8 protein-coding genes are annotated in these 6364 nt (G+C 37.7%); all 8 read left to right on the top strand.

The window, feature by feature from the left end; translation table 11 throughout:
* Window positions 1-836 (top strand): WxL domain-containing protein (locus tag BCR21_RS08465; RefSeq protein ID WP_069646025.1); only part of this gene is annotated, 836 nt, incomplete at its 5' end.
* Between the two features lie 108 nt (window positions 837-944).
* Entirely contained in the window at window positions 945-2030 is a 1086-nt protein-coding gene (locus BCR21_RS08460; RefSeq protein ID WP_069646024.1) for a WxLIP family cell surface protein, read from the top strand.
* A 28-nt stretch (window positions 2031-2058) separates the two neighbouring features.
* A complete protein-coding gene (locus BCR21_RS08455; RefSeq protein ID WP_069646023.1) occupies window positions 2059-2727 on the top strand; it encodes a hypothetical protein in 669 nt (222 codons plus the stop codon).
* Between the two features lie 19 nt (window positions 2728-2746).
* Window positions 2747-3484, top strand: coding sequence for a signal peptidase I (lepB, locus tag BCR21_RS08450; protein WP_084013270.1), 738 nt, complete (start codon window positions 2747-2749; stop codon window positions 3482-3484).
* A gap of 158 nt (window positions 3485-3642) precedes the next feature.
* Complete coding sequence (locus tag BCR21_RS08445; protein WP_069646022.1) at window positions 3643-4209, top strand: YdeI/OmpD-associated family protein; 567 nt, start codon at window positions 3643-3645, stop codon at window positions 4207-4209.
* Between the two features lie 104 nt (window positions 4210-4313).
* Window positions 4314-4892 carry a histidine phosphatase family protein gene (locus BCR21_RS08440; protein ID WP_069646021.1) on the top strand — a complete coding sequence of 193 codons (579 nt, stop codon included), beginning with the start codon at window positions 4314-4316 and terminating at the stop codon, window positions 4890-4892.
* A 22-nt stretch (window positions 4893-4914) separates the two neighbouring features.
* Window positions 4915-5334 carry a MerR family transcriptional regulator gene (locus BCR21_RS08435; protein WP_069646020.1) on the top strand — a complete coding sequence of 140 codons (420 nt, stop codon included), beginning with the start codon at window positions 4915-4917 and terminating at the stop codon, window positions 5332-5334.
* Between the two features lie 76 nt (window positions 5335-5410).
* Entirely contained in the window at window positions 5411-6262 is an 852-nt protein-coding gene (locus tag BCR21_RS08430) for an aldo/keto reductase (RefSeq protein ID WP_069646019.1), read from the top strand.
* Window positions 6263-6364 lie beyond the last annotated feature (102 nt).

The following is a 6364-nucleotide window of genomic DNA, read 5'->3' as shown; positions in this document are numbered from 1 at the left end:
TGAAATTCAAAACATTATGTTCAGTAGCAGTAGTAGCAGCAATCACAACAGGAGCTTTAGCACCAATGGCGGCAAATGCCGAAACAGAAGCAAAATCATTAGTAGGCCACGGTGAAGTAACATACGAAGAAGATAACGGCAAAAACGAACCTGGCGATCCTGAAATCCCTGGTGGAACAAACGTTGATCCAGATAAAGATAAAAACCCAGATATCGAAATTAACCCTGATGGCGGACCGATCACGATCGATGTTGTTTCTAACGTGATCTTCCCTAACCAAAAAATTGGTGTATCACCAGTAGCAACTACAGCTAAAGCAAAACCAGTTACGTTAACTTTGACAGATGGAACAACTGTAACACGTGGTAACTATGTACAATGGACAGACAAACGTGCAGGAAATGACCACAAATACCAAATCAAAGCAGCAATGACAAAACAATTCACTAACGGTTCAAATAAATTAGAAAACGCAACAATTTCATATGCAAATGGTTTCTTGAACTCTAACATGCCAGCAGCTAACTGGTCAGCAGCACGTCCAGAAGCGTTTGTTTTAACACAAGATGGCGAAAGCAAACTTGTTTATGACAACTCAGTATCAACAGGTGCGCAAGGTTTAGGTACTTTCTATACTGAATTTGGAACATCAACTGCAGATGCTAAAAATACTCTTGAAGAATCTTCTACTGGTTTAGCAGAAGATTCTGTTGAATTAACAGTTCCAGCTGGTCAAAGCATCGTTAAAGGAAAATATGTTGCAGACATTACTTGGTCAATCGAGTATACTCCAGCACCAGCTACTCCTGCTGATCCAGAAACTCCAGCAGAATAATTAAACGTACGATCGAACAAAATCAAAAATAGTAAATAATCAAGGCGCTGATTCCTAAAAAGGGGTCAGTGGCCTTGTTTATAGTCTTGAATGAAAGAAGGAAATTTTATGAAAAATAAACTAACATACATAGTAACAACGATTCTCATCTCAATCATTACACTTAGTACATGGCCAACGACTAGCATCGCGCAAGAAGCAGGCGGTGCAACAGGATTTGTTTATGAAATAAAATTTCCTGAAAACCAACAAAAAGAGGCCGGCTATTTTGATTTAAAAATGACACCTGGCCAAAAACAAACAGTACAAGTGTTACTAAAAAATCCAAGAGACAAAGAAATTACCGTTGAAACCAGCCTAAATGGCGCTAAAACGAACATGAACGGTGTCTTAGAATATGGCCCAATCAATCTAAAAAAAGATGCCTCCCTAAAATATGATTTTGTTGATCTTGTTAAAGCCCCAGAAAAAGTGGTATTGCCACCAAACTCTGAAAAAACATTAGACATAGAAATTACTATGCCAAAAGCCTCTTATGATGGCGTGATCGTCGGCGGTATTCAATTAAAAAAAGCCGATGATGAGGATCAAAAAACACAAAACGGCGCCAATGTCATCAACAAATACGCCTACGTCATCGCAATGGTTTTACAAGAAACAGAGGTTAAAGTAGAACCCGAATTGAACTTGAATAAAGTCAATGCAGGCCAATCAAATGCACGAAATGTTGTTTATGTAGATGTATCCAATACGAAAGCAAACTTCTTAGACAATTTATCAATGGAAGCACAAATCATGTCTGATAAAAGCGATGAAGTATTATATGAAACAAAGAAATCTTCTATGCGGATGGCACCAAATTCTAATATGACGTTCCCCGTCAGTATGCAAGGGGAGAAAATGGTTCCAGGTAAATACCGTGCCCATATATTGGCAACGGCCGACAGTAAAAAATGGGAGTGGACGGAAGAATTTGAAATCACTGCAGAAGAAGCCGATAAATTTAACCGTGAAGATGTTGGTTTAGTGCAAGAAAAAGGGACGAATTGGCCGCTGATCATCGGTGCCGCTGTTGGGTTATTCGTGGTTATTTTGGTTATTTTCTTTATTATCCGCACGATTCGTAAAAAAAGAGAAGCTACCAAAAAGGCAGAACGTCGTAGAAATAAAAAAGATCAAGGTACAAGTAAATAATGCTGGGAAATAATGGGAGGGAAGGATCATGACAACCTTAGATTGGTTTTTTATTATAGGATTAGTGTTGGCAGTCCTTGCCATCCTATTTTTCATCCTTTTCCTATTTTTAACAATCAGAACAGGCGCAAAGGTAAAAAGTTTAAGTAAAAGAAAACCAAAAACAAAGAAAAAGAAGAAAAGACTTCGCATTGTCAAAAAGAAGTTGATCAAGCAAAAGAAAAGTCAGCGGACAGCGGCTATCCTTTCGTTGTTTGCAGGACTATTATTAGGTGCTGGGGCGTTTTATTCTTCTTATTACCAAGCGATGAACTTAACTACAGATGATTCTGATTCGATTGCGAAAGGCTATTATTTGATCAGTGATTTTGATAATGAATTGACGAAAGCGGCAAGTGCCGCAGACAGTAAGGAAAAGACCGAAACTAATTTACGCTATCTAGGCAATAGTATTGCAAGCTATGGAACGAAAAAAGCGAGTACCGTCAATACACAAGAGGGGCAATTAACCTTAAATCGCTATTACAATGCAATGAAAGAGCTAGGCACAAATGTGATGAGAAATTATACTCAGATTTACAACAATCCAGATCTGGCAAAAGAGTACCAAGAAGACGTTAAAAAGGTAAAAGAGTACGAACAAAAAGTATTTAAGCTGTACAATGTCAATGAAGCTGCTTTAGGTAAGGAAAAGTAAATAATTGAGGTGATTTAGTATGGAATCACGAAAACGTACAGTCAAAAAGAAAAAAAGTCATTCTGAGCAAGTAAAAAAGCCAGTTCACAAGAAAAAGAAGCCGCAAGAACAAAAAAAAGAATTATCCGTAAAGCCAATTCGGCCAAAACAAAAAGTAAAGCGATCTAACAAGTCGAAAAAAGCGCTGATCGAAGCGAGGAAAAGAAGAAAAAAACAAAAACGCAAAGTATTGTTGTTGGAACTTTTAGGAGCAGTAGTGATTGCAGGTTTTCTTGTTTTTATTCTTTCTATATTTCTATTTTCGCTACCGAAAGTCGAAGGGTATTCAATGGTTCCTACGTTAAGAGAAGGAGACCGTGTCTATGTGAACAAGCTAGGGAAACTCAAAACCTTCGAGTTAGTGTATGTGCGGATACCGGGAACCAAAGAAAAAGAAGTTCGGCGGATCATTGGGCTGCCCGGGCAAAAAATAGCTTATAAAAATGATCAACTGCAAATTGACGGAGAAGACAGAGAAGAAAAATTTATCTTTGACGAGCAACAAACTTCCCAAGAAAATGGTCGACTTTATACAGATGATTTTTCGATCTTCACTTTAACTGGAGCATCAGAAATTCCGGTGGGAAAATATTTAGTTTTAGGTGATAATCGCCCTTACTCGGTGGATAGTCGTCAATATGGATTGGTAGATGAAAAAGACATTATAGGCGTGGTAGAAATGAGATTATTGCCGCTGCATCTGTTGCAAAGTTTTTAGAGTATCAGAATGATTTGTATTAAGACTAGTGATAAGACGAGCTGGAATGCTTTGTCTTATTTTTTTGTTTCAAGTTATTGTGTTTTTATTAAGTAAGAATCTCTCTATTTTCCTCAACTAATGTATAATACTTTTATCAACGAAAAAGGAGTTAGTACATGGAAATAGATAACCTACTACCCATAACCACTAGACAAGAACTAAGAACCTGGCTAAAAACCCATAGCACAAACGAAAAATATTGCTGGATCATCGTCAGCATTAAACCTGAACCTAATAAAATCCAATACTTAGATGCAGTAGAAGAAGCTCTTTGTTTCGGCTGGATCGATGGTATCAAAAAGAAAATATCTGAAACACAAACCGCCCAACGCCTGTCACCAAGAGCAAAAAAAAGTCCATGGACGGAATTAAACAAAGAACGTGTCCGCCGTCTTGAAAAATTAGGCTTAATGACCGATCAAGGCAGAAAAGTGCTACCTGATATGACAGAAGCTTCTTTTCAAATCGATGAGATGATCGCAGAACGACTAAAAGAAGATGTGGAAATCTATGAGATTTTCCTGTCATTCCCAGAGCTCTATCGACGTATTCGCATTGATACGATCCAAAATTATAAACATCAACCGGAACTATTTGAGAAACGTTTAGATAAATTGATTGAGAATACGAAAGTGAAAAAGATGTATGGTGCGTGGCATGATGATGGGCGCTTGCTTGAATAAGAAAAAAAGTTGGGCTGAACAAGAAAAGTTCAGCTTTTTTTCTTGCCTTGGAGTCCACTTCATAGTTTATGATAAATACAACGAATAGAAATGGGGACAAGAGGATGACCAAAACATTATATCTAATGAGACATGGCGAAACACTATTCAACCAACAGAAAAAAATCCAAGGCTGGTGCGATTCACCACTAACAGAAAAAGGAATCAAACAAGCCCAAATTGCTGGGAATTATTTCAAAGATGATGCCATTACTTTTGATAGCGCGTACGCTTCTACTTCTGAACGTGCTAGTGATACTTTAGAGCAAGTAACAGATATGCCCTATAAAAGAGTTAAAGGGTTAAAAGAATGGAATTTTGGCCGTTTTGAATCAGAAAGTGAGTCACTGAATCCACCATTACCATATGGGGATTTTTTCGCGGGATATGGCGGAGAAGAAGAATTTCAATTTAGAGAAAGAGTATCTGAAACCTTGATGGACATCATGAAAGAAGCGGGTGAAACAGTTTTAGCTGTATCTCACGGTGCAGCCTGTCGTCAGTTTATGCGAAACTGGGCCCATACCAGTGAAGTTGATCAAAAAGAGCGATTGGGAAACTGTTGCATTTTGAAATTTGAGTTTGAGCATGATACATTTACATTGATAGAAATCATCAATCATGATTTTTCAAGTTTGGAATAAAGGATTAAGGGAGTGAAACAAAGTGAACAGTAAAGAAGCAGCTGAAATGTTTGACCTAACGACAGATACGGTTCGTTACTATGAAAGAGTGGGTGTCATTCCACCAATCAAACGGGATAAAAATGGCTACCGTGTATATACTACGAGAGATCTTAATTGGATTTATTTGGCAAAAAGTTTACGTCAGGCTGGAGTGTCGATCGAATCACTGATTGAATTTGCTACCCTTTCTCAACTTGGCGGAAATGTTGAGAATGCTCAAAAACAAATTCTGCATGATCAACTACAAGAAATCACTGATAAGTTAGAAAAAATGACTAAAACACGAGATTTACTCCAGTACAAAATCGATACCTATGACGAGCATATCGCCAAGTTTAAATCAGGAGAAGTAACCTCAGATAATGTGGAAGAACTTTGGAAGGTAAACGTCAAAAAGTAAGAACAAATCGCTTGCTATGAAGTGGACTTCATCGTTTATAGTATTCTTGTTATGAAATAAGAAGGAGGAAATAAATATGCAAACCGTCACATTGAATAATGGAGTAGAAATCCCGATTTTAGGTTTTGGGACTTATCAAATCACTGATCCAAAAGAAGCAGAACAAGCTGTTGTAGATGCAATCAAAGCAGGATACCGTCATATCGATACAGCCCAATCTTATATGAACGAAGAAGCAGTTGGTCGTGGGATTGCGGCTTCAGGCGTTTCCCGTGAAGAATTGTTTATTACCACTAAAATTTGGGTCGAAAATGTTTCGTATGAAGGCGTCAAAAACTCTTTTCAACGCTCGCTGGATCGTTTAGATCTTGAATATGTGGATTTACTTTTATTGCATCAACCATACAATGATGTTTATGGTGCTTGGCGTGCGATGGAAGAACTACAAGCAGCTGGGAAAATCCGTGCAATCGGTGTGTCAAACTTTGCTGTGGATCGAGCAGTTGATTTAGCTGAGTTTAATAAAGTTGTTCCCCAAGTTAATCAAATCGAGATCAATCCGTTTAATCAACAAACAAAAAATATCGAAGCCTTGAAAGCTGAAGGAATCATACCAGAAGCTTGGGCGCCCTTTGCGGAAGGGAAAAATGACATTTTTACAAATGAAATTTTAACTAAGATTGGCAATAAATACCACAAATCAGTTGCTCAAATCATTGTCCGTTGGCTGATCGAACAAGAAATCGTTGTTCTTGCTAAGTCAGTGAAACCTGAACGCATGGCTGAAAATTTAGCTGTTTTTGATTTCGAGTTATCGGATGAAGACAAAGCAGCAATTGCAACGTTGAATGAAGGTGAAAGTCAATTTTTCTCTCATGCAGACCCAGCAATGATCAAATGGATGGCCAGCAGAAAAATGAATGTTTAATTGAAGACAGATAAATAAGGTCAAAAACTTCGTAGAGTCTACAAGTTTTTGACCTTATTTTTTTAGTTTTAAAAGAGAATGCCCCACTAAAATTTTGCTATA

It is taken from the genome of Enterococcus ureasiticus, assembly GCF_001730285.1.
In the GTDB taxonomy this organism is placed as follows: Bacteria; Bacillota; Bacilli; order Lactobacillales; family Enterococcaceae; genus Enterococcus_L; species Enterococcus_L ureasiticus.
The sequence above is the reverse complement of the archived record's forward strand: the minus strand, read 5'-3'. Positions and strand labels throughout refer to the sequence as shown.